Here is a 24,736-nt window from a genome sequence, read left to right as displayed (position 1 = left end):
AGAAAAATGGAATAAAATGTATACTGCAGTTTTAATAGCAAATGCACTTTATATCGTTTTATTTTATTTTATTACAGCTTCATTTGCTTAATTAATGCCACAATTTCTAGATTGGAAAGACTGGACAGTATTAATAGCAACCCTCGCTATTATCGTTGGCTATGGCACATGGAAAACTAGAGGACAAAAAAAGGCACAAGATTATATAAAAGGAGGTAATTCTTCTAAATGGTGGACTATTGGCCTATCTGTAATGGCTACACAAGCCAGTGCAATAACTTTTCTTTCTACAACGGGTCAAGCTTTCTCCGATGGAATGGGATTTGTTCAATTTTATTTCGGACTCCCAATTGCCATGGTTATTATATGCTTGGTATTTATTCCACTTTACCATCGCCTTAAAGTTTATACCGCTTACGAATTTTTAGAAAATAGATTCGACCTTAAAACTCGAAGTCTTACAGCCATTCTTTTCTTAATACAGCGTGGCTTAGCTGCTGGTATTACCATATTTGCTCCGGCTATTATTCTTTCTGTCGTTCTTGGTTGGAATATTGTCACACTGAACGTTATCATTGGAGTATTAGTAATTATTTATACCGTTTCTGGAGGAACAAAAGCTGTAACAGTTACGCAAAAACAACAAATGTTCGTCATTTTTGCTGGTATGTTGGCTGCCTTATTTATTACTATAAGTTTAATTCCAGAAGAGGTTTCATTTATCGATGCTATAAATATTGCAGGTGCTTCAGGTAAAATGCAGGTTTTGGATTTCTCATTTGATTTAGAAAACAGATATACTGTATGGACTGGTTTAATTGGTGGTACATTCTTAATGCTTTCTTATTTTGGGACAGACCAAAGTCAAGTACAACGCTATCTTTCTGGTAAATCCATGAAAGAAATGCAAATGGGCTTACTATTTAATGGTATGCTAAAAGTACCAATGCAATTCTTTATTTTACTAGTTGGCGTTATGGTATTTGTTTTTTATCAATTTAACCCTTCGCCTTTAAACTTTATAGATGCTTCAACACAAACCGTTTTAGCTTCAGAATACGGTGATGAATATAGAGCACTACAAGATAAACAATCTGTCTTATTCGAAGAAAAACAAAGCGTAAGTTTAGCATTATCCAAAACTGAAGACAACAGTTTAAAACACGAATTATTTCAACTCGATAGCATTGAAAAAACATATCGTTTAGAGTCTAAATTTTTAATTAAAAAGGCCGTAGACTCAGATTATACTAAAGAATATAATACACTTAAAAAAGAAGTTGAAGCGCTAAAAGCTAATCCAGAAAGTGAAGCCTACTTAACCAAATCAGCGTCATTGGCTTCATTATATAAAGATGCGGCAAAAGACACGCAAACTAACGATAGAGACTACATGTTTATTAGGTTTATTCTAAATCAACTACCAACAGGATTAATTGGTTTATTACTTGCTGTTATTTTATCTGCTGCCATGTCTTCTACCGCTTCAGAAATTAACGCATTAGCAACTATAACCTCTATTGATTTATACGGAAGAAATCTTAAAGAAGAAAAAGGAGACGACCACATGGTTAAAATGACCAAATTATTTACATTAGGTTGGGGAATTGTAGCCATAATTATTGCTTGTTTTGCCGATTTGGCTGAGAATTTAATTCAGCTTGTTAACATTATTGGTTCTATTTTCTATGGTAATGTTTTAGGTATATTTTTATTAGCATTTTTCTTTAAACACATCAAAGGAAATGCTGTTTTTAATGGTGCTTTAATTACGCAAGCCATTGTTGTTTTAGGTTGGTGGTTAGATTGGATGCCTTATTTATGGCTTAACCTATTTGGGTGTGTCGTTGTTATCAGTATTGCTCATTTTATCCAATTATTAACGCCTAAAAAAGTAGTATAATGGAATTAACAACTATTAATTGGGGAATTATTGGAGCAGGTAAAATTGCTGCAAAATTTGCTACCGATTTAAACGCAGTTTCTAATTGCAATTTTTATGCAATTGCCTCTAGAACTAAAGAGAAGGCAGAAAATTTCAAAAAACAATATCACGCAGATGTCGCTTACGGAAGTTATGAAAAGCTTGTAAAAGACAAAAATATCGATGCCATTTATATTGCAACACCACATAGTTTTCATAAAATGCATACGGCTTTATGCTTAAAGCATAATACACCTGTTTTATGCGAAAAACCATTCGCTATGAACTTGCAAGAAGTTGAAGACATGATTCAACTATCTAAAGAAAAGAATACATTATTAATGGAAGCCATGTGGACCAATTTTCTTCCACATTTTAATTATGTTTTAGAGCTACTTCAACGCAAACATTTTGGACAAATCTTAAAACTTGAAGCTGATTTTGGATTTCACCCAACCTATGATGAAACTTCAAGATTAATTGATAAATCTGTTGGTGGCGGAAGCCTACTAGATATAGGCATCTACCCTATTTTTATAGCACTTTCAACATTAGGAAAACCAAATTCTATTGAAGCTAAAGCTGAGTTTTTTAAATCTGGAGCAGATTCAAAATGCAATATCTTATTTAAATATAATAATGCAGAAGCAATTTTAAAAAGTACCTTATTAAAGGAAACCAATACCGAAGCAATATTTTACTGTGAAGAAGGCATTATAAAAATAAATAGTCGTTTTCATGAGCCTTCTTCGGTTACATTAATTGATAATAAAGGTCATTCTGAAGACATAGATTTCGACTATAAAACCATTGGGTATAGTTTTGAAATTGAACATTTCAATCAATTAATCAGAGACAATCAAACGGAAAGCACATTAATGTCGTTTAAAAAAAGCAAAGAACTCATTAGTACTTTAGACACGGTTAGAGATTTAATAGATTTAGAATACTAAAAACAAAAAAACGCAACCTATAAAGTTGCGTTTTTCAGAATATTAAATATAAATTAAGTAGAGAGCATTATTTTGCGCCCCATTCTTTAAGAGAATCTTCATTCATTTTAATATAGTCTGCATTTCCGGCTTTTTTAGAACCTTCTAAAGATTTTTTAGCAATTTCAATCGCACCTTTCTTATCTCCTGCTGCTGCATAAATTAAAGATTGCTTACGTAATTGATAAAAGCGAGGCTCTTTAATCATAGACATCGCTTTATCCATCCATTCTTTCGCTTGCTTTATATCTTTACCTTCAGCAAGGTAATAAATTGCTGCTGCATAATAATCATTTGCAGAAGGACCAGCCATTACTTTTTCTATAGCAGCACTAACCGTTTTATCGGTTGGTACTTTAAATTCTACACCAACATAAGTCTTCTCCCACATCATACCTATAACGGCAGAACTACTAGTAATATCATCTACTGAAATTGTAAATGATTGAATATCCATTTCTATAGGATATACTTCAGCAGTAACTCTTACAGCAACCTTAGATTCATCAATTTCCTTTGGAGTTCCCCAATTATTAGTATCCGTATAGAAAATTACTTCCCAAGACTTCTCAGAAGGTGTAACAAAAATGGCATAAGCACCAGCTTTTAATTCTTTTCCTCCAATTTCTACAGCATCGCTAAAGGTTACCATAGTATTTTTATTAGCACCTGTTCTCCATAATTTACCGTAAGGTACAAGGTCTCCAAAAATTGTTCTGCCATTCATTGCTGGCCTAGAGTATTCAATAGCAACGTCTGTTAATCCAACAACCTGTTCTAACTTAGCAGCAGGACTCGGTTGTGGTGTTTTAATTTGTGCATTTGCAGAAAACAATAATGTTAACGCAAATGTAAATAGTACTAACTTTTTCATAAATTATAGTGTTAAGTGTGTTTATAATGGGTATAAAATTACGCCTAAAGCCAATCTGTCTTTGTTAATAAAAACTTAAAATACCAATTAGTTTTTCTTAAGATGCGCATTAGACACCAATAATGAGATGACAAATCAGTATCTTTAAAGACATCACTTTCGCACTCACAAAATAGCTAAGCAATAAATTCTTGTTAAATTTTGTTTAACTATTGTTTAAAATAGTTAAACATTATTTATCTTTACACCATTCTTAAACGAATATATCATGGCAAAAAAAAAGGCAATCAAACAATCTAACTTAATCGATTTTTACATGGATTATGTTTTAACACACAACCACAAGCCAAAATCGGTCTATGCTTTTGCAAAAGACAATAATTTTGAAGAACAGAAATTCTATGAATTCTTTGGGTCTTTTGAAGCATTAGAGCAAGCTATATTTCAAATATTTTTCGACCATACAATTGCTAATCTTGATAAAAGTGAAGATTATCATGCTTTTGATGCCAGAAACAAAATGCTCAGTTTCTATTTTACCTTCTTTGAGATTTTAACGGCAAATAGAAGTTATGTGATTCATGCTTTAAATGCTAGCAATAACAAATTAGAAACTTTAAAAGTCTTAAAACATTTAAAAGACAGCTTTACTAATTACGTAGCACACTTAGACATTAAGACTATTGATTTAAAACAAGAAAAGTTAGAAAAAATTCAGAATAAAGCCTTGAAAGAATCCGCATGGATTCAATTATTAGTTACGCTAAGGTTTTGGATGGACGACTCATCGTCTTCATTCGAAAAAACTGATATTTTTATAGAAAAATCGTTAAAAACAAGTTTCGATTTAATAGATACAACACCATTAAAAAGCATTATCGACTTTGGTAAATTTTTATACAAAGAAAAAATGCAAACCAAATAGCGCTTATGAAAACTATAGACAGCATACCGATTTCAAAAATATCTAGAGCTAGTAAATTAGTTTCTACTGGTGCAAAAGTTGGTGTTAATTACCTAAAATATTATGGCGATAAAATGGTTAATTCTAAGGAAGATGCTAAAGAACGTCTTAACCAGAATAACGCAGAAGATATTTACGATAGCTTAAAAACACTAAAAGGAAGTGCTTTAAAAGTGGCGCAAATGCTGAGCATGGAAAAAAGCATATTGCCACAGGCTTATGTAGAGAAATTTTCTTTATCTCAATTTTCGGTACCACCATTATCGCCACCTCTAGTTATAAAAACATTTAAAAAATATTTTGGGAAACATCCCGAAGATTTATTTGATACTTTCAACGCAACTTCAGTTAATGCTGCCAGTATTGGCCAAGTCCATATTGCAGAGAAGAATGGGAAGAAATTTGCTGTGAAAATCCAATATCCTGGAGTTGCGGAAAGTATTGCATCAGACTTAGCTTTGGTTAAACCTATTGCTATTAAGATGTTTAATATTAAAGGAAAGGATTCTGATAAATATTTTAAAGAGGTTGAAAATAAACTCACAGAAGAAACCAACTACATTTTAGAAATAGAACAAAGTAAAGCCGTTGTTGATGCTTGCCAACATATTCCTAACTTAAAATTTCCTAAGTATTATTCAGACTTATCGTCTGAACGCATTATTACTATGGATTATATGAAAGGCGAACACCTTTCGGAATTTGTAACGCACAATACTGATGAAGCTCTAGCCAATCAGTTAGGCCAAGCCCTTTGGGATTTCTACATGTTTCAAATTCATAATTTGAGAAAAGTGCATGCAGACCCACATCCTGGTAACTTCTTAATATCAGCTTCTGGTGATTTAATTGCGCTCGATTTTGGCTGTATGAAAACAATTCCAGAAGATTTTTACATTCCGTATTTCGAATTAGCAGAAAAAGAATGCATCGATAATCCGAAGTTGTTTACCAAAAAGCTTTACGAATTAGAAATTTTAAGACCAGATGATTCAGATGAAGAGATAAAATTCTTTAGTGCAATGTTTCATGAGTTGTTAAGCTTGTTTACAAAACCGTTTCATGTTGAAGAATTCGATTTTTCAAATCCTGATTTTTTCAATCAAATTTCAGAAATGGGACAACGCTATTCAAAAAGTACAGAACTTAGAAACATGAACGGTAATAGAGGTTCTAAACACTTTATTTACATCAACAGAACCTTCTTTGGACTATATAATTTAATGTTCGATTTAAAATCTAAAAACGTTAAAATCAATAATTTCAAAAATCTATAGATGTTAGAATTTACCAGTGACGACTTTGAAAAAATGGACCATTTATACCGAATTAACCTCATTAACAGTTGTTCTGGTTATAAATCTGCAAATCTCATTGGTACCAAAAGCGAAGATGGCATTAGTAATGTTGCTGTGTTTAGTTCTGTGACGCATTTAGGTTCTAATCCTGCCTTATTGGGTTTCTTTTTAAGACCAACAACGGTAATGCGTAATACGTACTCAAATTTAAAAAACACAGGAAAATACACTATAAATCACATTCATTCTGAAATTATAGAAGATGCACATCACACTTCGGCTAAATACGATTCGCACATATCAGAATTTGATACCACAAAATTAACGGAAGCATATAAAGATGAATTTTGGGCACCTTATGTGAAAAATGCACCTGTACAATTAGCCTTACAATTTGTTGAAGAATATCCTATCGCTGCGAACAATACTATCTTGGTTATTGGTAAAATTGAAAAACTATACATTCAAGATACCTTGTTAAACGACGATGGTTTTGTTAACCTTTCTAAAGGAAACGTGGCTACTATCAATGGTTTAGATGGTTATGCCATTCCAGAATTAAAAACACGTTTAGAGTACCAAAGACCGAAACCAGAATTTGTAAACTTTCAATAATAATGCGCATATTAATCACAGGCACAACAGGCTATATTGCCAAAAGACTCGCCCTTCAATTACTTGAAGATAAGCATGAGTTGGTTTGCTGTGTACGTGATTTAAACCGAATTCCAGATGAAATCGAAGACCATCCTTTATGCTCTTTTATAAAAGTAGATTTCTTAAAACCTGAAGATGCTGAGATACCAAAAGACATAGATGCTGCTTATTATTTGATTCATTCCATGTCCACAAGTTCAGATGATTTTGAAGATTTAGAACAACAATGTGCTCAAAACTTTAAAGACCTTGTTGAAACTACCGACTGTAAACAAGTGCTTTTTTTAAGCGGCATTGTTAATGACGAATCATTATCGAAACATCTAAAATCGAGATTACAGGTTGAAAACACTTTAAAGTCTGAAACCTATGCACTAACTACATTTAGAGCAGGAATCATAGTGGGTAGCGGAAGTGCATCATTCGAAATTATAAGAGATATCGTTGAAAAATTACCTTTTATGATTACACCAAGATGGCTCAATACCAAAACGCAACCTTTAGCCATTCGTGATGTACTTAACTTTTTAGCTGGTGGATTAGGTAAAACCGAACTCTATAATAATGCTTATGATATTTATGGTCCAGAAGTCCTCACGTACAAAGAAATGTTGCTTCAATTTGCTGAAGTAAGAGGTTTAAAACGCTACATCGTTACACTTCCTGTACTAACACCAAAACTATCATCGTATTGGTTATATTTTGTAACCTCTACCTCGTTTAAATTAGCAGCAGCATTAGTAGATAGCATGAAAGTTGAAGTCATTGGAAAACCAAGCGACATCAACAGCATCATTGGTATTGAACCCATGGATTATAAAACTGCTGTGGATTTAGCCTTCCAGAAAATTGAACAAAATGCAGTGATATCGAGTTGGAAAGATGCTGTGAGTAGCGGACGATTTAAAGACCAATTATCTAAGCATATTGAATTACCAAAATTTGGTTGTTTTAGAGATGTGAAGCAACGAAAAGTGACTGACGAAGCATTTACACTGAATAAAATTTGGGCTATTGGTGGCCGAAATGGTTGGTACAGCTTTAATGGTTTGTGGAAAATTAGAGGATATATGGACAAGCTTTTTGGTGGTGTTGGTTTAAGACGCGGCCGAACAAGCGATACCTATTTAGAAGCTGGCGACGCACTAGATTTTTGGCGCGTTTTATATGCCAACAAAGAAGAAAAACGACTTTTACTCTTCGCAGAAATGCGTTTACCTGGCGAAGCTTGGTTAGAGTTTAAAATTGTAGACGACCAATTACACCAACGTGCGGTTTTTAGACCTAAAGGGATTTGGGGACGCTTATATTGGTACGCTGTTTTACCGTTTCATGCTTTTGTTTTTAATGGTATGATTAACGCTTTGGTAAAAAAATGAGAGGTGTAAAAAAGGATAATCTTCCAACAAAGCTCTGCCCTGTTTGTAATCGCCCTTTTACATGGCGCAAAAAATGGGAACGCGATTGGGAACACGTTAAATATTGTAGTGACAGATGCAAAAAACAGAAAATTGTAGCAACTTAATATGGTTTAGAAACGACTTAAGAACCATAGATAATGCCGTTTTATTTGAAGCTCAAAAAAACGGTAATCCAATTATAGCTGTTTATTGCTTCAATCCTAATCACTTTGCTATTGACAAATTCGGGTTTAAAAAAACCGAGAAATTTAGAGCGAAATTTTTAATTGAATCTGTACAAGATTTAAGAGCGCAACTCAACAACTTAAATATTGATTTATTAGTTTATCATAAAGAACCAGAAGTTATTATTCCAGAGCTTTGTAAAACTTATAATATCAATTCAATATTTCTTAAAAAGGAATGGACGTCAGAAGAATTAGAAACGGAAAATGCTGTTAAATCAAAATTAAATTCTATTAACTGGCATGCAGTTTACAATCAGTTTTTATACCATCCAAAAGACCTTAATTTTAAAATTGAACAAACACCACAAGTCTTTACCAATTTTAGAAAAAAACTGGAAAAGAATGTTGCCATTCGTCCTGAATTACAACCGAAAACATATCCAGAAAGTAATAGAATTACCGACAACACTAAAATACCAACACTTAACGATTTAGGCTTTCATGAATTTGAAACCAATCCGCATTCGGCTTTTCCTTTTAAAGGTGGCGGAACCGAAGCCAATAAGCGTCTTGAGGATTATTTCTTCAACACTAAAAAATTAGGATTTTACAAAAAAACGAGAAACGGTTTAATTGGTGCGGATTATAGTTCAAAATTTTCGCCTTGGTTGGCAAATGGCTGCATCTCAACAAGAACCATTTATTGGCAAGTGAAAAAGTTTGAAAAGGAATTCTTCAAAAATCAATCGACCTATTGGCTCATTTTTGAACTCATTTGGCGCGATTATTTTAAATATGTGTCCTTAAAACATGGTAACCAAATCTTCAAACTAGAAGGCATACTTAATAAAGATTACGATTGGTCGTCAAACCAAACACAAATTCAAGATTGGATTAATGGCGAAACTGAATCAGAGTTTGTGAACGCTAATATGATTGAACTCAAAGAAACTGGTTGGATGAGCAACAGAGGACGCCAAAATGTGGCCTCATATTTTGCCAAATCATTAAAACTAGATTGGCGCATTGGTGCTGCTTATTTTGAGTCTTTGCTCGTAGATTACGACGTGCACAGCAATTATGGCAATTGGATGTACGTTGCTGGGGTTGGTAACGACCCTAGAGATAGAACTTTTAATGTTGAATTACAAGCGGAACGCTATGACTCGAATAGAAAATTTAGAAGTTTATGGTTACAACCAACATTGTTCTGAAAACAAAACGTCACATCGAGTGATTTTGAAGAATGAAAAATAGTATCGAGATGCAATATATTCAAAACCAACCATAAATAACTAAAATGCGCTTAAATCGTAGCAGGATTAAAAACTAAAAAGAAAAAATTGAAAGCAGCCATACTCATATTTCCACATCAATTATTTAAGAATACACCAATTCTTAAAGTAGATGCTGATATTTATTTAGTTGAAGAATTCTTATTCTTTAATCAATACAAATTCCACAAACAAAAAATTGCCTTTCACAGAGCATCGATGAAAGCTTATGGGAATTATCTTGAATCTCAAGATAAAACCGTAAATTATATTGAAGCCACCACAAAACTAGCTGATGTTAGACAGCTGATACCAAATCTAATTGAAGATGGTATGGAAAAACTTCACGTCATTGACCCAACAGATAATTGGCTTCAAAAACATATTAATTCAGTTTCAAAATCCATAGAAATTGAATGGTATGAAAATCCACTATTCATTAATACCAAAGAAGAATTAAGTTCCTTTTTTAAACCAACTAAAAAGAAATTCTTTCAAACCTCTTTTTACAAGCAGCAACGTAAAGAACGTGATATTTTAATGGTTAATAAAGAACCAGAAGGTGGCAAACTTACCTATGACTCTGATAACCGTAAGAAATATCCCAAAGACAAAACACCACCACCTATTCATTTTCCTGATAAAACAGATTATCACAAAGAAGCTGAAGCATATGTCAACGCTAATTTTAGCGCGCATTATGGTGAACTGAATGATTTTGTTGTTTATCCTATAGATTTCAAATCTTCAGAAGAATGGTTGAACCAGTTTTTTGAACAACGTTTTCACGAATTTGGACCCTATGAAGATGCCATTGTTAAGGAAGCACACTTTTTAAATCATAGCATCCTCTCGCCTCTTATCAATGTTGGGCTGCTAAATCCTATGGATGTCATAGAAAAGGCCATTGATGATGCCAAATCTAATGACGTTCCCTTAAATTCATTAGAAGGTTTTGTGCGTCAAATATTAGGTTGGCGCGAATTTATAAGAGGTGTGTACGAAGTAAAAGGCACAGAAGAACGCACAAAAAACTTTTGGAACTTCAACAAGAAAATACCAGCCTCATTCTATGAAGGCACCACAGGAATTCAACCTATTGATGATGTTATTAAAAAAGTATTAAAAACAGGTTACGCCCATCATATTGAACGTTTAATGCTACTCGGTAATTTTATGGTGCTTTGCGAATTTCATCCAGACGAGGTTTACCAATGGTTTATGGAATTGTTTATAGATGCGTACGATTGGGTGATGGTACCCAATGTGTATGGCATGAGTTTGTTTGCCGATGGTGGTTTAATGTCTACAAAACCCTACATCAGTAGCAGCAATTACATTATGAAAATGAGCAACTATGCTAAAGGCGATTGGCAAGACACTTGGGATGGTTTATTCTGGACGTTTATGGATAAGCATCGCGATTTCTTTGCTGGCAATCCAAGATTAGGCATGCTTTTGGGCAATTTAGACAAAATGAAAAAAGAAACTTTAGAAAATCATTTTAACAACGCAGAACAATTTTTAGAACAACTTTAAGATGAAAACAAAAGAACATATTAATGTCGTTTGGTTGAAGCGCGATTTAAGACTTCAGGATAATGAAGCCATTTCGAACGCTTTAAAATCGGGCAAACGTGTTCTTATTTTATATGTTTTTGAACATTTATTGCTGAATGATGCACATTACAGCGAGCGTCATTTCAATTTTATAAAAGAATCGTTAGGAGATTTAAATGAAAATCTTGAAGCACATCATACAAAGGTACTAACAATAACTAGCGATATCACGAGTGCCTTTAATCAACTACAAGCATTCTACAAAATTGATTCTATTTTTTCGCATGTGGAAACCGGATTGCTAGTCACTTACAATAGAGATAAAGAATTTACACGCTATTGCCGAAACAATTTTATTAACTGGGAAGAATCTAAAAACAATGGTGTTGAACGTGGTTTGGTAAACAGAGACAATTGGTTTGAAAATTGGGAAACTTACATGAATAGTGCTTTGGAAGTTTTTCAACCTACCAACAATCAGTTTTTAAATCATTCAGAAATTGAAACTTTAAAAGACGTCTTATCCGAAACAGATTTATCAACACCAGAAGACACCAAGTTTCAAAGAGGTGGAACAACCATGGGTTGGAAATATGCCAATTCATTTTTTAAAAATAGACATGAAGATTACATGGCTAATATTTCAAAACCCGAAGCTTCAAGAACCAGTTGTAGTAGAATCTCGCCATATATAGCTTGGGGAAATTTGTCCATTAGGCAAGTGTTTCAGAAAGCACAACAATTAAAATCTACAGCTGAAAATAAACGTCATATTGGTGCATTTATTTCAAGGTTACGATGGCAAGCCCATTTCATTCAAAAGTTTGAAATGGAACACACCATGGAAAACGCAAGTGTTAATAAAGGCTATCATAAATTAAAGAAAACTCTATCGGAAAGTTATCAAAAAGCATGGAAAGAAGGCCAAACCGGATTTCCGTTAGTAGATGCGAGTATGCGTTGTTTACTTGAAACAGGATACGTAAATTTTAGAATGCGTGCCATGTTGGCATCTTTTTTTACACATATATTATGGCAACCTTGGCAGTCTGCAACCACGCATTTATCACAACAATTTTTAGATTTCGAACCTGGCATCCATTTTCCACAGTTACAGATGCAAGCAGGCGAAACTGGCATCAATAATCTTAGAATTTACAATCCTACGCTTAATGGTTTAAAGCACGATCCTGATGCTGTTTTTATTAAAAAATGGGTTCCGGAATTGGCGCACTTAGATACACCTTTTATCCATGAGCCTTATTTAATGACTGAAATGGAGCAAACCTTTTACAATTTTAAACTAGGCGAAGATTACCCAATACCTATAGTAGATGTAAAGGAAAACCGAAAACGCGCAAGTGAAATTTTATGGAATATGAAGAAAGACCCAGAAGTGTTGCGTGAAAGTTATAGAATCTTAAAACGACATACTTTACAAGATAGAAAACGTATGTTGAAAAGTGATTGATTTTTATTCCATTACACAATAAATTCCATAGTCATAATTATCTGTTAATTTTTGTTTAAACTTTAACTCAAATGATTAAACATTTTATATATTTGATGATATATGATATTAATTACCACACACAACAATCCTGAACACAAGCAAATCATTGCCGATTTAGTTGGCAGTCCGTTTAGTTTGGTACAGAAATTGAAAATGAATGGTATAGGTTCTAAACGCATGATAATTGACGAAGTGAGTCCAAATATGCAATCGATGATGAATTTGGTATCTGATATTAATTATGGAAATATTGAATTGAGACCAAAAGGTATTTTAATTAGAATTAATAAAGGCTTAAAGAATTTTACGTGGATAATACCTTATTACCATCTCGTTATATATAAAATCAATGGGTCTAGCATACATGCACAAGGAAAATTTGTGCACTTTAGGGCCAATAAAACTTTTAAAGAAAATAAGAAGTTTTTTGACAAATTAATGGATGAAAAAGTAAAGTACGATTTACAACATGCAATGCCTCATGGACTATGAATTCAGAACTAAAAGACATTGACCGAATTATTGAAATGGCATGGGAAGACAGAACACCTTTTGATGCTATTACGTTTCAATTCAATTTAAAAGAACAAGAGGTTATTAATTTGATGAGACGCGAATTAAAACCAAGTAGCTTCAGATTATGGAGAGCGCGAGTGCAAGGCAGAGCTACTAAACACAGTAAAAAAAGAACGTTTGACAAAGGCAGATTTAAATGCTCGAGGCAAAGAACAATATCAAATAACTCTATTTCAAAACGTTAACACGTGCTTTGATTTAAGTTTGGAGTACTTAAAGACAGCACATTAAAAAGATTCTATGAATACAGAAACGACTTCCAAAGACAATGGACAGCTTAATGGTTTTACAAATGAAGCTATAGGCGACGACCATTTATTTACAAGTTTAGACACACCAATGAAAGCCAATGCTTTTGATATGTCTAACGAAGAAAAGAAAAAACGCATATCTATTTTATTTTCAGAAATAATGGATGTTATGGGTTTAGATTTAACAGACGATTCACTTCAAGGCACACCAGACCGTGTTGCAAAAATGTATATTGAAGAGATATTTTCTGGTTTAGACCCTAAAAACAAACCTAAAATGGCTCTTTTTGAAAATAAATATCAATATAATCAGATGTTAGTAGAAAAAAATATTACCTTCTACTCTAATTGTGAGCATCATTTTGTACCTATTATAGGAAAAGCACATATTGCATACAAATCATCTGGAAAAGTTATTGGACTTTCTAAATTAAACAGAATTGTTCAATACTATGCTAAACGTCCTCAAGTTCAAGAGCGATTAACAAACCAAATTGCTAATGAATTAAAATCAGTTCTAGAAACTGAAGACGTGGCAGTAATCATAGATGCCAAGCATTTGTGTGTATCCTCTAGAGGTGTACAAGACGATACTTCTACAACGATAACAACATTTTATGGAGGCGAATTTAATAACGCTTCAAAAATTTTAGAATTACAAAACTATTTAAACAAGTAAGCTATGAGTACAGTAGAAAAAGCTTTAGAATTTGAAAACAGAAAGTTTTCATTTAAAACAACAAGTGACAGAATTTTAGCAGCAAGAGAGGCTAAAGATTTAATATTAGAAGTCAACGAATTATATAAGAAAGAGAAAGATACCAAATTAATGGACTTAATGAAGCGTCTTACAGTGATTAAGCAAAAGATTGAAAAGCGCTTAAAAGGTAGACCATTAACAGCAACATCTTAAGTTTAGCAATGAAAAGATTAATTATTATTGGAGGAAGCAAAGGTATTGGTAATGCAATTATCTCATCTTTGCTTTCTTCTTATGATGAGATTGTAAATATCAGTCGTACATCGCCAGAAGATTCACATCCTAATTTAAAACATTACAATTGTGATATTTTAACTGATGAATTACCAGACTTAGACGAAGCCGACGGGTTAGTGTATTGTCCTGGAAGTATTAATCTTAAACCAATAAACAGACTTAGTGTAGATGATTTTAAAAATGATTTTGACATTAATGTTATTGGTGCTGTAAAGGCTATTCAAAAGTATTTACCAGCTTTAAAAAATGGTAATAAACCATCAGTTGTACTTTTTAGTACAGTTGCCGCAAAGTTAGGCATGCCTTTTCATGCTAGTGTAGCAGCTTCAAAATCTGCAATTGAAGGCTTAACAAAATCTTTAGGTGCAGAATTAGCACCAAACATACGCATCAATGCTATTGCACCAACGGTTACAGATACAGAGTTGGCTTCAAAATTATTGCGTAATGAACGGATGATTGAGAATATGAACGAACGTCATCCCTTAAAAAAATATCTTCAACCTAAAGAAGTTGCAGATATGGCAGGCTTTTTATTATCAGAAAAAGCGGCTTCTATGTCAGGACAAATATTTGAAATGGATTGTGGCATCGTAAGTTTCAAATTGTAAATACCATATAATTACTTAATACTAAAACATCATGATAGCAACTGCTACGCAATCCGTGTACGATATAAAGATTAAAACTCTTCAAGGTCAACCTATAGATTTTCAACAATTTAAAGGTAAAAAGATACTCTTTGTTAATGTGGCTTCAAAATGTGGTTTTACACCTCAATATAGAGCATTGCAAGAGCTTCAAGATACTTATAAAAATAATTTAGTGGTTATTGGTGTGCCTTGTAATCAATTTGGAAATCAAGAACCTGGTAACGCAAATACCATACAAGAGTTTTGCGAAATTAACTATGGTGTTTCGTTTATAATTACAGAAAAGATTGATGTTAAAGGAAGCGCGCAACATCCGCTTTATGCTTGGCTTACCAATAAATCTTTAAATGGAAAGCAAAACTCTAATGTGCGTTGGAATTTTCAGAAATACTTGGTGGATGAGAACGGTGGTTTTCTCGATTATTATTTTTCCATCACTAAACCTATGAGCACAAGAATCACAAAACACTTAAAATAGAACATTATGTTTGGACTCTTTAAAAAAACTACAGAATTAGAAAAGCTTCAAAAGCAATATAAAAAATTGATGGCAGATTGGCATAAACTCTCAGCTACTAACAGAGGCGAAAGTGATAAAAAATATGCCGAAGCACAATTAATAATGGACAAAATAGAACAATTAAAACAAGCGTAAATTGAAAAAGATATACCTCATTATTCTATTTCTTGTTATCAATTTCGGTGGTTTAGCACTGGGAAGTTGGTTTATGGGAAACGCAGTTACTGACGAATGGTACACCAATTTAAATAAAGCACCATGGACACCACCAGGTTGGGTTTTTGGAGTTGCTTGGACATTTATTATGATATGTTTTTCCGTATATCTCAGTTATTTATTTACATTTCGTAATTCAAATTTTGTTAAAACACTTTACGGCATTGCTGTAATTCTAAATATTAGTTGGAATTATGTGTTTTTTAACCAACAATTTGCAAGTTTAGGCTTCGTTAATATCATTTTGCTTACTATACTCATTACTTATTTCTTTATAACGTTTGGCGACGATAAACTAAGACACATTAAATATCTATTGTTACCATATATCATTTGGCTTTGTATTGCTACATCGCTCAATGGCTATATCGTATTTAATAATTAATAGAAACTATCAACCAATACATCAATAAGATTTCATAAAACCAACAGATGAAAATATATACATTACACAAAAAGCAAAATTTACCAATATCAGTAGAAGAAGCTTGGGCATTTTTATCTAGTCCTGCTAATTTAAAAACCATAACACCAGATTATATGAGTTTTGATATTCTCTCTGGTGCCGATAGACCAATGTTTCCGGGACAAATAATTCAATATATTGTTACACCTGTTTTAGGCATTAAAACCAAATGGGTTACGGAAATTACACATGTAAAAGATAATGAATATTTCGTAGACGAACAGCGATTTGGGCCATATGCACTTTGGCATCATAAGCATTTTATTAAAGAAATTGAAGGTGGTGTAGAAATGGAAGATATTATAGATTATAAAGTACCAATGGGAATTCTAGGACAACTAATCCATCCAATAATTGTAAAACCAAAATTGGAGGAAATCTTTAATTACAGAACGACAAAGTTGGAGGAATTATTTGGGAAATATGGTCAGTAAGTTGAAAAGTCGCAAAGATTCAGAGATTCAGAGATTCAAAGTTTCAAAGTTTCAAAGTTTCAAAGGCAGAATATAATAACCTAAACCTTTTACTTTACACTTTAAACTTTTCAACATTTCAACATTTCAACAATTCAAATTTCCACTAACTAAAAAAACACATGACTAAAAAAGTAAACATTTTCTGGTTTAGAAGAGATTTAAGATTAGACGATAATCTTGGTTTTTATGAAGCTTTAAAATCGGAACATCCTGTACTTCCTATTTTTATATTCGATACAACGATTTTAGAAAAACTACCCAAAAATGATGCACGTGTTACTTTTATTTTTGAAACACTTCAAGAGTTAAGGCAAACTTTACAAAATGAGCATAGCAGTAGCATTGCCATATACAAAGGAGAGCCCGAAGCTATCTACAAACAATTAATTTCAGAATATGATATTGAAACAGTGTTTACAAATCACGATTACGAGCCTTATGCTACAACACGTGATACGTCGATTAAAACGCTTTTAGAAAAACATGATATTGAATTCAAAACTTATAAAGACCAGGTTATTTTTGAAAAAAGTGAAATTGTAAAAAACGACGGAAAACCATACATGGTTTACACACCTTACATGCGAAAGTGGAAAGAAAAATTTAGAACTCTCGATTTAGAAATTTTCTATACCAACTCTTATCTAAACAATCTTATTGAGCACAGTAGATTACCAAACTTATCATTAGCTGATATTGGTTTTGAAAAATCGAGTCAAGAAATAGCAGCTTACGATGTTACACCAACATTGATTCAAACCTACGAAGCTACTCGTAATTTTCCGGCTCAAGATGCAACATCGCGTTTAGGTCCACATTTAAGATTCGGAACGGTTAGTATTCGTAAAATGGTTAAAAAAGCCATTGCTGAAGACAATGAAATATTTTGGCAAGAGTTAATTTGGCGTGAATTCTTTATGCAGATTCTTTGGCATTTCCCACATACAAAAGATAAAGCCTTTAAGCCCAAATACGACAGAATTGAATGGCGTTACAATGAAGAAGAATTTAAAGCATGGTGCGAAGGTAAAACCGGTTATCCGTTAGTAGATGCAGGTATGCGACAACTCAATGCTACAGGTTTTATGCACAATAGAGTAAGAATGTTGGTTGGCAGTTTTCTGTGCAAACATTTATTGATGGATTGGCGATTAGGAGAAGCTTATTTTGCTGAGAAACTTCACGATTACGATATGTCTAGTAATGTGGGCAATTGGCAATGGGTTGCAGGTTCTGGTGTAGATGCTTCGCCTTATTTCAGAATTTTTAATCCGACAACACAGATTCAAAAATTTGATAAAAATTTAGAATACATAAAAGAATGGGTTCCAGATTTTCAAGAATTGACCTATCCAAAACCAATTGTAGAACATAAAATGGCGAGGGAACGTTGCTTAGAAAGCTATAAAGCTGCATTAAATTAGAATTCAATAATTTACACAAAATTCGTTTATTACAATATTGCTATTAATTTTAAGCCAGTGTAATCATTATTTTAATTTAAAAGTTAAAATCATTGATATCAATTATATAATTTAGAAAAACTTTTTACTAACTTTAAAGCACAAATTTAAATTTAGAAAACTATGAATACTTGGGGCGTTGCAAAAAAATGGAAAGAAATGTGCGAAAAAGGTAAAAATCTAGATTGCATTAACGAGCTTTATGCAGATAATGTAATTAGTAAAGAAATGCCTGGTATGCCTGGAGAAAGTATTAAAGGAAAACAAAATGTATGGAATAAAAATAAAGAATGGCTAGACAATGTAGAGCAATTTCATTTCAGCTCAATTAGCGATCCTTTAGTTGCAGGAAATCATTTTTCTTCTAAAATGCACTTTGATTTAACCTTTAAAGATAGAGGCAGACAACAGATGGAAGAAATTGCTGTGTTTGAAGTTACAAATGGAAAAATTACTTCAGAACAATTCTTATATTCATTGGAATAAAATAATTCTTTTCCAATTTTTAATAAAAAAACTTCAAATTCAACTTGAAGTTTTTTTTACAAATAACACATTCTACTTATCGTTTTAATGTAAAATGGCCTGTGTGAATTAATCCATTAGTACGTTCTACAACAAACCAATAATCGCTAGTAGGCATTAACTTACCATTATAACTTCCATCCCAGCCGATTTGGTTTCCAGAAAAACTGGTTAATAATTTGCCATATCTGTTGTAAATATAGACTTGTAAATCGGGTTCAAACTGAGCTCCAGAAATATGCCAATACTCATTATAGGTATCTCCATTTGGTGTAAAAAACTTTTTATAATTTAGTAGAGATATATTTTTTGTATTTACACCACAACCATTTCTATCTCTTACAAAAACTGTATAATCTCCAGAAGGTAAATCTAAAAAATAACTTTCTGATTGATAACTTAAGCCATCTAAAGAATATTCATAATCTCCTAGACCAATCACATCGACATCAATAGAATTGCCATTTGAGCTAAAGTCTTCGGTTATAATAACATCTATATTTGCCAGACTAGAAACATTAACCGTATAGTTTTTTGTTGCATCACAAAATGTACCGTTATACTCATTTGAGACGGTTACAGAATAAGTACCAGCCGTCTGTGCTAGTATGTTTCTTGTTGTTTCTCCAGATGACCATAAATAATGATTATATCCAGAATCTGCTGAAAGCAATAAAGGAGCGCCTTCACAAATAGTAACCGATTCATCGGGTCCTAATTGAGGTGCAGTGCCAACTATAATTTGAAACGTGTCTGTTTCATAACAAACATCTAATGTATTATGAATCATTCTAACGTATATGGTTTGAGGGTTGATAACATTCTCATAGGTTTCTGAAATAGGATTGTTACCAGAATCTGCATCAATCTGACTTAAATGATATGTAATCGTAAAATTTTCGGGATTTTGGTTACCTAACAACTGTGAATTTTGCTGAGATAAATCAAAAATACCTTGGTTTGTATACTCTTCATTACAAATTACCAAATCCGAAGGAATTCCAAGATTTACTACCGGAAGTAAATCTAATGAGTTAACAGTAATAACCTCAATACTTCCGCAAGAATCTTCTACTTGTATTTCATAAACACCTGGACTTAAATCCGAAAAAATATTATCATTACCGTTATCAATATTAATGGGTGATACTATGGAAAAATTATAAGGAGGTACACCAATGACATCGACTAAAATATCTGAAGGTCCTAATCCGCCTTCACAATTAAGGTTAAACACATCATTTATTATTAAATCTGAACCAACTTCAAATTCACCAAAGATGTCTAAACAATATTCCTCAAGGTTTGGCGTATTAATAGATTGAAAAGCTTTAATAAGTCTAAACGTTCCAACAAAGAAAATATTAATGAGACTTTCTCCATTTTCAAACTCTATAGCATTTGAAGTATTGGGTAAATCGCCTTCGTTATACAAAACACCTGTTTCTGGATGTCCCCAACTATCACTTTCGGGATAATACTTTTGAAACCAATATGTTTGGTTGGCAACGGAATCATCTGTATCCATTATACCTAGATCAAAAGACCCACAATTTCTTTGTAAATTATAAATTGAATCGTTTACACCATAGGCATAACTTTCTATAGTTTGATTAAACATAAATTCATTACCGCAACTATCTGTAAATTCAATAGTATAGTCACCAGCCGGTAAATCATCAACAAAGAAAAATCCTGCAGGTTCAATTGCTGAACTATAATCAAAAGGCAAGGATTGAGAAAACGCAGTTGGTGCTTCAATAACAAAAACTGACGTAACCGTTCCATAAGAGCCTGCTATTCTTAGGCTACCTACATCAGAACTACAACTAACTGAAGTTGAAACATTAAGATCGAACTCCTCGAGGTCCGGAATCTCAATTTCTTCTATATAAACAGAACCACAATTGTCTATTATTTCTAAAATATAAGTTCCTTTAGGTAACTCATCTATTTCTAAAGTACCACTAGTTGAAATAAAATCAGAGACATCATCTGGTATTGCATTTGTATAAGCTTCTGGAGCCTCATTAAATATAGCGTACTCTATTTCTCTATTAGGGACACTTACAGATAACTGACCAGTAAGCGCATCGCAACCACCATTTGTAGCAGTTATATTTAGTTCTACTGGCTCTTCAATTAGTTCAATTTCAGCTAAGCCAACTCTATTGCAGGCATCAATAACACTAACACTATAAATACCATATGGTAAGCCCAAATCTTCTTGTTCAAAAACGATAACAGAATCTGTATAAACGCCATCATTATCATTATAATCTGAAGGATCGAATTCATCTGGAGCATCAATAAATTGAAGCGTATATGGGGCAACCATATTAGAAGTAACAATAATTAAATCACTTCCACAAACATTTGCCACAGGTGTCATAGTTACTTGAGGATTAGGATCGATGATTTCTGAACTACTAACAATATCACCACATCCATCTTGCACTACAGTTTCTATAATAAAAGCTTGATCATTATCATAATTGGTAATTGTTTCTGATATTTCCAGTTCTTGTTCAGAGCCAGTTTCATAGGTCTGACTAAAACTTGTAGAATCACTACCATCTATAAGACTTATTGTATAATTAACAGTTATTGGATAAGAAAGAACACTCCCAGATCCTGCTGAAATAATTTGATTTATCGTAGTTTCCTCACAACTATTAAGAACATTAGGTTGATCTTCATTAACAATTGTAAACGTAACATCACTAAATAAAAACGTGTAAGTCTTGGTTAAGGCATTACCACATACATCAAAAACACGTATAATATAAGTACCTTCAGTGAGGCTATTAAATGTATTTTCCATTTGTAATGGAACTGTTACAGGACCCGATATAATTTCGAAAAATTCAGCATTACCTGACAATATATCAACTATTAAAATTGCGTCTCCACATGCTCCAGAAAAACCCTGTTCAATTTCAAAATCTAAAACAGAAATTTCATCATTTATTATAGCATCAGCACTTTGCGAGTTTTGTAAATCATCTAATGTTTGTAAAGCCTGAACCAAGTAATCACCATTCTCTAAATTATTAAAGGAATTTGCCGATGTCTGAGCTATTGGTGTAATAATATCTGGATATAAAAATAGCGTATAGGTAATATCTGCACCTGTTGTAATACCAGAAACCTCCATAGAAATAGAGCCATTACCTGCACAAGATTCATCTGTTGTAGTTACAGAAAAACTAAAATCACTCAATTGCGCATTAACAAATTGACACAACAAAATAAGACAAAATAGACTGTAATATTTTTGAGGGAAATTAGAATACATTATTTACTTTTCAAAGTATTGTTTAGTAAGATACGATTAATTGATATTTTACCTTAAAATACTAGGTTATAATTAACAATTTAGCCGACAGATTGCATAATTACAAAAATAACAACATTTAAAAATGGTTTTTCACCAAAATAACTGAGTATCATAAAACTTATAATTTTGAGTTTATGTAAAAAAAAAAAGACCTCATTAAAAAATGAAGCCTATTGTCTAATTTATGGATAATAATTTTTAATTTCCTTCTACTCGTTCAATCTTAGCACCTATAGCTCTTAAACGTTCATCAATGTTTTCGTAACCACGATCTATTTGTTCAATATTATGAATCACAGAGGTTCCTTTTGCAGATAATGCTGCAATTAAAAGTGAAACTCCTGCCCTTATATCTGGCGACGTCATGGTTGTTGCTTTTAATGTGGACTTAAAATCGTGACCAATTACTGTTGCTCTATGAGGATCACAAAGAATAATTTTTGCTCCCATATCAATTAACTTATCGACAAAGAATAAGCGACTTTCAAACATTTTTTGATGTACTATAGCCTCTCCTCTAGCCTGTGTTAAAACGGTTAGAATAATACTTAACAAATCTGGTGTAAATCCTGGCCAAGGTGCATCTGAAACGGTTAATATAGAACCGTCAATATAATTTTGAACCTCGTAACCATCAACATGAGCAGGTATATGAATATTATCGCCTTGACGCTCAATAGTAATTCCGATTTTTCTAAATACACTTGGCATTTGCCCTAAATCATCCCAACTAACGTTTGTTATGGTTAATTCACTTTTAGTCATTGCAGCCAAACCAATCCAGCTACCAATTTCAATCATGTCTGGTAACATTCTGTGAATTGTACCTCCTAAAGACTCAACACCTTCAATAATTAACATATTAGAGCCAACTCCTGAGATTTTAGCTCCCATACGATTCAACATCTTACATAGCTGCTGTAAATAAGGTTCACAAGCTGCATTATATATGGTTGTTGTACCTTCTGCTAAAACTGCAGCCATAACAATATTTGCTGTACCAGTCACAGATGCTTCATCTAAAAGCATGTATGTCCCTTTTAGCTTTTTAGCTTCAACTCCATAAAACAAGTCTTCTTTGTTATAACGAAATTTAGCTCCTAAATCTATAAACCCCTGAAAATGGGTATCTAAGCGACGACGACCAATTTTATCACCTCCTGGCTTTGGTATATAACCTCTACCAAAACGTCCTAACAATGGACCAACAATCATTATAGAACCTCTTAATCCTTTTCCGTCTTCCTTAAATTGAGCCGATTCTAAGTAATCTAAATTAACATCATCGGCTTTAAAGGTATAAGACCCTTTTCCTAATTTATTAATTTTTACACCCAACTTTTTTAATAAAGCAATGAGCTTATTAACATCAATAATATCTGGTATGTTGTCTATCTGAATTTCTTCAGCAGTTAAAAGTACTGCACATAAGATTTGTAAAGCTTCGTTTTTTGCTCCTTGTGGCTGAATTTTACCTTTTAATTGGTGACCGCCTTCAATAATAAATGTACTCATCCGTTTTTAGTAACGTTTTCTGTTATTAGAATATTTCTTCTTAGAATTATTCTTTTTATTGGAATTGTTTTTTGAACCATATTTAGATTTGGTACGCATTAAACTTGTAGAATCTCTTAATTCTTCATCACTATTCTTTAAGTTTATTTTACCACCAGAAAGTTCATATAAATGACTGTAAATTACATCATCTTCAACCGTGTCTTTATTCCAATTAAGGAAACATTTTTTCATGTGGTTAGCAATAGTATAGGTTAAAGCCTCTTTTAGCTCACCTTCTTCCCAATTTACAGCAACATCAATCATAGTTTTAATGTTATTACCATAAAAACGATATTTTGGATGATTTTGCGGATATTTTAGTGGCTCAGGACGTGCCTGTATTTCTTCTTTTGATGGTTCTCCATAGGGCGAATCTACGTCAATATCAAAATCTGCCATTATAAATAACTGATCCCATAATTTGTGCTTAAAATCTGGCACATCCCTTAAATGAGGCTGCAGATTTCCCATTACAGAAATTATAGCATTAGCTAACTTGTTACGTTCTTCTTTTGTTTCGCGAGACTTAGCGTAATTGATCATCTTCTGTAGATGACGTCCATATTCTGGTATAATTAAATGCTCGCGCTCTGTGTTGTATTCTAAATCGTCAATCAAAATTGTAAAGTGTGTAGTAAATTGTTGTAAAACCTGAAGTATCTAGGTTTTGTTGCAAAGTACAAAAAAATATGAAGCTTAATAAAAAATTATAAAGAAATTACGCCTTCTACATTTTTGGCGACTTCCTTATACTTAGCAATTACGGCTTCAGGATTTTTCATTCGTACGTTAATAGAAACACTGGTGTATTTTCCATTCTTAGATTCTGTAGTTGTAATTACAGCTCCTAAATTATCAAAAAGTGCTTCAATATGGTTAATTCCGGTACCTTTGGTAAGCACAATGAATTTATATAAATATTCTGATGGCCAAAGGGCTGTATCGTATAATTGCGATTTTAGTTTTTTGTAAAATTCGTCTGTTTTATTAGAATTATCCATTATAAAATTTTTCAGTTGCAAAGATACGTTTAAAACTTAAAAATGTGAGGT

26 protein-coding genes are annotated in these 24,736 nt (G+C 32.7%); 21 read left to right on the top strand and 5 right to left on the bottom strand.

Annotated features, from left to right (window positions below):
• Window positions 1-94: 94 nt before the first annotated feature.
• Together HNV10_RS12830 and HNV10_RS12825 are read left to right on the top strand one after the other, a co-directional pair.
• Entirely contained in the window at window positions 95-1,903 is a 1,809-nt protein-coding gene (locus HNV10_RS12830; protein ID WP_173301783.1) for a sodium:solute symporter, read from the top strand.
• Complete coding sequence (locus HNV10_RS12825) at window positions 1,903-2,877, top strand: Gfo/Idh/MocA family protein (RefSeq protein WP_173301782.1); 975 nt, start codon at window positions 1,903-1,905, stop codon at window positions 2,875-2,877. Before HNV10_RS12830 ends, HNV10_RS12825 begins: the two co-directional genes overlap by 1 nt.
• Before the next feature lie 67 nt (window positions 2,878-2,944).
• On the opposite strand, the gene HNV10_RS12820 is transcribed toward HNV10_RS12825, so the two are convergent.
• Window positions 2,945-3,790: a DUF2911 domain-containing protein gene (locus HNV10_RS12820; protein WP_173301781.1), complete on the bottom strand. Its 846-nt coding sequence runs from the start codon at window positions 3,788-3,790 to the stop codon at window positions 2,945-2,947.
• 268 nt (window positions 3,791-4,058) lie between these two features.
• On the opposite strand from HNV10_RS12820, the gene HNV10_RS12815 reads away from it, so the two are divergent.
• From HNV10_RS12815 to HNV10_RS12725, 19 genes are all read left to right on the top strand, one after another.
• Window positions 4,059-4,715: a TetR family transcriptional regulator C-terminal domain-containing protein gene (locus HNV10_RS12815; RefSeq protein WP_173301780.1), complete on the top strand. Its 657-nt coding sequence runs from the start codon at window positions 4,059-4,061 to the stop codon at window positions 4,713-4,715.
• A 5-nt stretch (window positions 4,716-4,720) separates the two neighbouring features.
• Window positions 4,721-6,031 (top strand): ABC1 kinase family protein, encoded by a 1,311-nt coding sequence (locus HNV10_RS12810; protein WP_173301779.1) that lies wholly within the window; start codon window positions 4,721-4,723, stop codon window positions 6,029-6,031.
• On the top strand, window positions 6,032-6,667 hold the full coding sequence (locus tag HNV10_RS12805; protein WP_173301778.1) for a flavin reductase family protein: 636 nt from the start codon (window positions 6,032-6,034) through the stop codon (window positions 6,665-6,667).
• A gap of 2 nt (window positions 6,668-6,669) precedes the next feature.
• Window positions 6,670-8,088, top strand: a complete 1,419-nt coding sequence (locus HNV10_RS12800) for an SDR family oxidoreductase (protein WP_173301777.1) — start codon at window positions 6,670-6,672, stop codon at window positions 8,086-8,088.
• Window positions 8,085-8,234 (top strand): DUF2256 domain-containing protein, encoded by a 150-nt coding sequence (locus HNV10_RS12795; protein WP_173301776.1) that lies wholly within the window; start codon window positions 8,085-8,087, stop codon window positions 8,232-8,234. Before HNV10_RS12800 ends, HNV10_RS12795 begins: the two co-directional genes overlap by 4 nt.
• A complete protein-coding gene (locus tag HNV10_RS12790; RefSeq protein WP_173301775.1) occupies window positions 8,204-9,511 on the top strand; it encodes a DASH family cryptochrome in 1,308 nt (435 codons plus the stop codon). Before HNV10_RS12795 ends, HNV10_RS12790 begins: the two co-directional genes overlap by 31 nt.
• Window positions 9,512-9,640: 129 nt before the next feature.
• Window positions 9,641-11,110, top strand: a complete 1,470-nt coding sequence (locus HNV10_RS12785; protein WP_173301774.1) for a cryptochrome/photolyase family protein — start codon at window positions 9,641-9,643, stop codon at window positions 11,108-11,110.
• A 1-nt stretch (window position 11,111) separates the two neighbouring features.
• A complete protein-coding gene (locus HNV10_RS12780; protein WP_173301773.1) occupies window positions 11,112-12,602 on the top strand; it encodes a cryptochrome/deoxyribodipyrimidine photo-lyase family protein in 1,491 nt (496 codons plus the stop codon).
• Window positions 12,603-12,704: 102 nt separating this feature from the next.
• Window positions 12,705-13,136 carry a hypothetical protein gene (locus tag HNV10_RS12775; protein ID WP_173301772.1) on the top strand — a complete coding sequence of 144 codons (432 nt, stop codon included), beginning with the start codon at window positions 12,705-12,707 and terminating at the stop codon, window positions 13,134-13,136.
• Window positions 13,133-13,405, top strand: a complete 273-nt coding sequence (locus HNV10_RS12770) for a TIGR03643 family protein (protein WP_173301771.1) — start codon at window positions 13,133-13,135, stop codon at window positions 13,403-13,405. The genes HNV10_RS12775 and HNV10_RS12770 overlap by 4 nt, the downstream gene beginning before the upstream one ends.
• Window positions 13,406-13,460: 55 nt before the next feature.
• Complete coding sequence (gene folE / locus HNV10_RS12765) at window positions 13,461-14,150, top strand: GTP cyclohydrolase I FolE (RefSeq protein WP_173301770.1); 690 nt, start codon at window positions 13,461-13,463, stop codon at window positions 14,148-14,150.
• Window positions 14,151-14,153: 3 nt separating this feature from the next.
• A complete protein-coding gene (locus HNV10_RS12760) occupies window positions 14,154-14,384 on the top strand; it encodes a hypothetical protein (RefSeq protein ID WP_173301769.1) in 231 nt (76 codons plus the stop codon).
• Between the two features lie 8 nt (window positions 14,385-14,392).
• Window positions 14,393-15,079: an SDR family NAD(P)-dependent oxidoreductase gene (locus HNV10_RS12755; RefSeq protein WP_173301768.1), complete on the top strand. Its 687-nt coding sequence runs from the start codon at window positions 14,393-14,395 to the stop codon at window positions 15,077-15,079.
• A gap of 31 nt (window positions 15,080-15,110) precedes the next feature.
• Window positions 15,111-15,599 (top strand): glutathione peroxidase, encoded by a 489-nt coding sequence (locus tag HNV10_RS12750; protein WP_173301767.1) that lies wholly within the window; start codon window positions 15,111-15,113, stop codon window positions 15,597-15,599.
• Between the two features lie 6 nt (window positions 15,600-15,605).
• The gene (locus tag HNV10_RS12745) at window positions 15,606-15,776 is read left to right on the top strand and encodes a Lacal_2735 family protein (RefSeq protein ID WP_173301766.1); all 171 of its coding nucleotides are present in this window, start codon (window positions 15,606-15,608) and stop codon (window positions 15,774-15,776) included.
• Between the two features lies 1 nt (window position 15,777).
• Window positions 15,778-16,242 carry a TspO/MBR family protein gene (locus HNV10_RS12740; RefSeq protein WP_173301765.1) on the top strand — a complete coding sequence of 155 codons (465 nt, stop codon included), beginning with the start codon at window positions 15,778-15,780 and terminating at the stop codon, window positions 16,240-16,242.
• Between the two features lie 47 nt (window positions 16,243-16,289).
• On the top strand, window positions 16,290-16,757 hold the full coding sequence (locus HNV10_RS12735; protein WP_173301764.1) for an SRPBCC family protein: 468 nt from the start codon (window positions 16,290-16,292) through the stop codon (window positions 16,755-16,757).
• A 161-nt stretch (window positions 16,758-16,918) separates the two neighbouring features.
• On the top strand, window positions 16,919-18,223 hold the full coding sequence (locus tag HNV10_RS12730) for a cryptochrome/photolyase family protein (protein ID WP_173301763.1): 1,305 nt from the start codon (window positions 16,919-16,921) through the stop codon (window positions 18,221-18,223).
• Between the two features lie 162 nt (window positions 18,224-18,385).
• On the top strand, window positions 18,386-18,748 hold the full coding sequence (locus HNV10_RS12725) for a nuclear transport factor 2 family protein (protein ID WP_173301762.1): 363 nt from the start codon (window positions 18,386-18,388) through the stop codon (window positions 18,746-18,748).
• Between the two features lie 76 nt (window positions 18,749-18,824).
• Here HNV10_RS12725 and HNV10_RS12720 read toward each other — a convergent pair whose 3' ends face one another.
• From HNV10_RS12720 to HNV10_RS12705, 4 genes are all read right to left on the bottom strand, one after another.
• A complete protein-coding gene (locus tag HNV10_RS12720; RefSeq protein ID WP_173301761.1) occupies window positions 18,825-22,085 on the bottom strand; it encodes a T9SS type B sorting domain-containing protein in 3,261 nt (1,086 codons plus the stop codon).
• A gap of 240 nt (window positions 22,086-22,325) precedes the next feature.
• A complete protein-coding gene (gene murA, locus HNV10_RS12715; RefSeq protein WP_173301760.1) occupies window positions 22,326-23,642 on the bottom strand; it encodes a UDP-N-acetylglucosamine 1-carboxyvinyltransferase in 1,317 nt (438 codons plus the stop codon).
• Window positions 23,643-23,648: 6 nt separating this feature from the next.
• The gene (locus HNV10_RS12710; protein WP_173301759.1) at window positions 23,649-24,302 is read right to left on the bottom strand and encodes a DUF4290 domain-containing protein; all 654 of its coding nucleotides are present in this window, start codon (window positions 24,300-24,302) and stop codon (window positions 23,649-23,651) included.
• An 89-nt stretch (window positions 24,303-24,391) separates the two neighbouring features.
• On the bottom strand, window positions 24,392-24,685 hold the full coding sequence (locus tag HNV10_RS12705; protein WP_173301758.1) for a DUF493 family protein: 294 nt from the start codon (window positions 24,683-24,685) through the stop codon (window positions 24,392-24,394).
• Between the last annotated feature and the right edge of the window lie 51 nt (window positions 24,686-24,736).

This window comes from Winogradskyella litoriviva (assembly GCF_013249065.1).
Lineage (GTDB): Bacteria > Bacteroidota > Bacteroidia > Flavobacteriales > Flavobacteriaceae > Winogradskyella > Winogradskyella litoriviva.
The sequence above is the reverse complement of the archived record's forward strand: the minus strand, read 5'-3'. Positions and strand labels throughout refer to the sequence as shown.

Excerpts from the sequence above, each read along its gene's own strand:
- HNV10_RS12830 (WP_173301783.1), top strand. The coding sequence starts at position 95 with ATGCCACAATTTCTAGATTGGAAAGACTGGACAGTATTAATAGCAACC.
- HNV10_RS12825 (WP_173301782.1), top strand. The coding sequence starts at position 1,903 with ATGGAATTAACAACTATTAATTGGGGAATTATTGGAGCAGGTAAAATT.
- HNV10_RS12820 (WP_173301781.1), bottom strand. The coding sequence starts at position 3,790 with ATGAAAAAGTTAGTACTATTTACATTTGCGTTAACATTATTGTTTTCT.
- HNV10_RS12815 (WP_173301780.1), top strand. The coding sequence starts at position 4,059 with ATGGCAAAAAAAAAGGCAATCAAACAATCTAACTTAATCGATTTTTAC.
- HNV10_RS12810 (WP_173301779.1), top strand. The coding sequence starts at position 4,721 with ATGAAAACTATAGACAGCATACCGATTTCAAAAATATCTAGAGCTAGT.
- HNV10_RS12805 (WP_173301778.1), top strand. The coding sequence starts at position 6,032 with ATGTTAGAATTTACCAGTGACGACTTTGAAAAAATGGACCATTTATAC.
- HNV10_RS12800 (WP_173301777.1), top strand. The coding sequence starts at position 6,670 with ATGCGCATATTAATCACAGGCACAACAGGCTATATTGCCAAAAGACTC.
- HNV10_RS12795 (WP_173301776.1), top strand. The coding sequence starts at position 8,085 with ATGAGAGGTGTAAAAAAGGATAATCTTCCAACAAAGCTCTGCCCTGTT.
- HNV10_RS12790 (WP_173301775.1), top strand. The coding sequence starts at position 8,204 with ATGCAAAAAACAGAAAATTGTAGCAACTTAATATGGTTTAGAAACGAC.
- HNV10_RS12780 (WP_173301773.1), top strand. The coding sequence starts at position 11,112 with ATGAAAACAAAAGAACATATTAATGTCGTTTGGTTGAAGCGCGATTTA.
- HNV10_RS12775 (WP_173301772.1), top strand. The coding sequence starts at position 12,705 with ATGATATTAATTACCACACACAACAATCCTGAACACAAGCAAATCATT.
- HNV10_RS12770 (WP_173301771.1), top strand. The coding sequence starts at position 13,133 with ATGAATTCAGAACTAAAAGACATTGACCGAATTATTGAAATGGCATGG.
- folE (WP_173301770.1), top strand. The coding sequence starts at position 13,461 with ATGAATACAGAAACGACTTCCAAAGACAATGGACAGCTTAATGGTTTT.
- HNV10_RS12760 (WP_173301769.1), top strand. The coding sequence starts at position 14,154 with ATGAGTACAGTAGAAAAAGCTTTAGAATTTGAAAACAGAAAGTTTTCA.
- HNV10_RS12755 (WP_173301768.1), top strand. The coding sequence starts at position 14,393 with ATGAAAAGATTAATTATTATTGGAGGAAGCAAAGGTATTGGTAATGCA.
- HNV10_RS12750 (WP_173301767.1), top strand. The coding sequence starts at position 15,111 with ATGATAGCAACTGCTACGCAATCCGTGTACGATATAAAGATTAAAACT.
- HNV10_RS12745 (WP_173301766.1), top strand. The coding sequence starts at position 15,606 with ATGTTTGGACTCTTTAAAAAAACTACAGAATTAGAAAAGCTTCAAAAG.
- HNV10_RS12735 (WP_173301764.1), top strand. The coding sequence starts at position 16,290 with ATGAAAATATATACATTACACAAAAAGCAAAATTTACCAATATCAGTA.
- HNV10_RS12730 (WP_173301763.1), top strand. The coding sequence starts at position 16,919 with ATGACTAAAAAAGTAAACATTTTCTGGTTTAGAAGAGATTTAAGATTA.
- HNV10_RS12725 (WP_173301762.1), top strand. The coding sequence starts at position 18,386 with ATGAATACTTGGGGCGTTGCAAAAAAATGGAAAGAAATGTGCGAAAAA.
- HNV10_RS12720 (WP_173301761.1), bottom strand. The coding sequence starts at position 22,085 with ATGTATTCTAATTTCCCTCAAAAATATTACAGTCTATTTTGTCTTATT.
- murA (WP_173301760.1), bottom strand. The coding sequence starts at position 23,642 with ATGAGTACATTTATTATTGAAGGCGGTCACCAATTAAAAGGTAAAATT.
- HNV10_RS12705 (WP_173301758.1), bottom strand. The coding sequence starts at position 24,685 with ATGGATAATTCTAATAAAACAGACGAATTTTACAAAAAACTAAAATCG.